At 66.6% G+C, this 1,620-nt stretch carries 1 protein-coding gene and 1 pseudogene; both read right to left on the bottom strand.

The genetic code is table 11. From position 1 onward, the window contains the following. Positions 1 to 170 precede the first annotated feature (170 nt). Positions 171 to 749 (bottom strand): hypothetical protein, encoded by a 579-nt coding sequence (locus HUW62_RS47160; protein WP_176438180.1) that lies wholly within the window; start codon positions 747 to 749, stop codon positions 171 to 173. A gap of 49 nt (positions 750 to 798) precedes the next feature. Beyond that, positions 799 to 1,620, bottom strand: a pseudogene (locus HUW62_RS47155) (hypothetical protein); the annotation flags it as partial.

Below are 1,620 nucleotides of genomic sequence, written 5' to 3'. Positions count from 1 at the left end.
TGATTCGACATCCGCGTATCCATCGTCATGACAAAGGCCCGAGAGCGAAATCGAGGGGACACATGGCACCCGCAGCACTCCCGCCAGGACGACGCCACTCGCCAAACGAGAAACACCGCGCATCGCAGCACCTCCCTGCCGAGGCCGGCAGGGGCCGCAGGGGAAGCAATTCAGGAGGGGAGACGGAGGAGCCTCGTCAGGGCCCGTGCCGGCTTCACCCGGTCGGCGGGAATCGCCATGAATGGGAGGCTCACGTCCGTCCTCCGCCAACGCGCGTAGACGTCCCACGCCGTGGCCGTCCATGCATAGCTCGTCCTCCGCAGCCCTCCATTGAAGACGTGGCTCGGGTGCGGGGGCAGTGGAATCGGCTCCCACGGGTTTAGCCGGCCACGAATCAGCAGCGGCAGCCAGCTCGCGAAGGCGAGCAACTCCTCCCCGTAGACAGTCCACTCCAAGCGCAGGCGCGGCTCCCCCAAGGGGTTCGTCACCCCGCTGAGGCCAAACCGACGCAGCATGGCTTCGGGGGGCTCAAAATGGAGTCGGTTCATCGAAATCCGCGTCACCGGCGGCGCCTCGGGGAAATGCCTGTCCGGCCAGGAGTGGCGCGAGAGGTCCACCCGGTTCAGCCACTCCCCTTGCCGCCATACCAGCCGCCGGCCCAGGTGAATCACGGAGGGCAGCGGCTCCGTCTCCGACGCGAGACGTTGAAGAAACTCCGCCCACAGCTTGCTACGCGACAGCCTTGTCATGACTCCACCTCAAGAATGGGTCTCCACCCAACCACCTGCTTGACACCACTCACTCAGGACGCCCTTCCTCCGCGAAGCCATAACCCTGGCCACGCCACCCACGGCTTGCCTCCTCGATGTGTGGGAAGTCCTCCGCGGAGATGAAGGGCACCTTCGCGACATCAATCACCAGCGCACACCTGCGCAGGGACTTGCCGGCGAAGCAGACGCGCTCGCTGGGGGAAACGACGTACCCTCCCGCGCGGTGGTTTTCGTGAATGAGGCGTCGCAGCGCCTTCGTGTCCACCATCTCTCCCCGGTAATCGGTGCGCTTGCAGTACATCCGGTAGGCGTCGTAGGCGGACTCCAGGTGGAGGCACAGCCGGCCCTCGACGAAGGCGTAATGCACGCGGTGCTTCAGCTCGCCCTGAATCGCCATGGTGGACAGCTTCTGGACGAAGACGTCGAGGGCGTTTCGCACGCCCTCCTCTTCCTCGAGGACGTCCTTCAGCACGGCGTCCACGGCCTCACGGGCGCCCAAGTCGGCGGGCAACGGGTAGCCACACTCCTCGGCGAACTGCTCGAAGAGGTGAATGCCCAGCAGCATGGCCGTCACGTTGTCGGTGACGCGCGGAGGCGCCTGGCGCCCCTTCACTAGGCCCTCCGCGACGCCGCGGGCCACGCGGTAGTCCGCGTCGAAGTCCCGCCCCAGGCAGAATTGAATGTAGCGAGGGGCGAAGAGGGCGAGGCGCACAGACGTCACCTCGCGGAAGGCCGCCCGGTAGGCCGGCTGCTGCACCGTCGCCTTCTCCGGGCTGACGGGGAGAATGCGCTCCACGAGTGCCGCTTCCGTGGGCCGCGTCTCTCCGCAGACACACAGCGGCGCCTGCAG

The organism is Myxococcus sp. AM011 (assembly GCF_013372595.1).
In the GTDB taxonomy this organism is placed as follows: Bacteria; Myxococcota; Myxococcia; order Myxococcales; family Myxococcaceae; genus Myxococcus; species Myxococcus eversor.
The sequence above is the reverse complement of the archived record's forward strand: the minus strand, read 5'-3'. Positions and strand labels throughout refer to the sequence as shown.

Bases quoted from the DNA above. Each gene is read 5' to 3' on its own strand.
- HUW62_RS47160 (WP_176438180.1), bottom strand. From the start codon at position 749: ATGACAAGGCTGTCGCGTAGCAAGCTGTGGGCGGAGTTTCTTCAACGT.